This window comes from Stenotrophomonas sp. 01N47, from assembly GCF_056399165.1.
This window is the reverse complement of the sequence record NZ_JBFTQU010000110.1, coordinates 1-368: the sequence shown is the minus strand read 5'-3', so window position 1 is coordinate 368 and position 368 is coordinate 1. Positions and strand designations below refer to the sequence as shown.

Sequence of the window (368 nt, the reverse complement as noted above, 5' to 3'; positions counted from 1 at the left end):
GCACAGCACCGGCCTGATCAACGCGCACTTCTGGCTCGCGACCATCGGTACCGTGTTGTACATCGCTTCGATGTGGGTCAACGGCATCACCCAGGGCCTGATGTGGCGTGCAATCAACGACGACGGCACCCTCACCTACTCGTTCGTGGAAGCGCTGCAAGCCAGCCACCCTGGTTTCATCGTTCGTGCCCTGGGCGGCGCGTTCTTTGCCAGCGGCATGCTGTTGATGGCCTACAACGTGTTCCGTACCGTTCGTGCCTCGGACCCGGCTGAAGCTGAAGCCGCCGCCAAGATTGCTGTAGTTGGAGCTCACTGATGAAGCATGAAGCAGTCGAGAAGAATATTGGCCTGCTGGCCTTCTTCATGGT

Annotated in this window: 1 protein-coding gene; it reads left to right on the top strand. The window is 59.2% G+C overall.

All coding sequences use genetic code 11. The features are described 5' to 3' along the window. The coding region (locus tag AC1DKR_RS21450; RefSeq protein ID WP_478035248.1) for a cbb3-type cytochrome c oxidase subunit I at window positions 1-316 on the top strand (316 nt) is incomplete at its 5' end. Window positions 317-368: the final 52 nt, after the last annotated feature.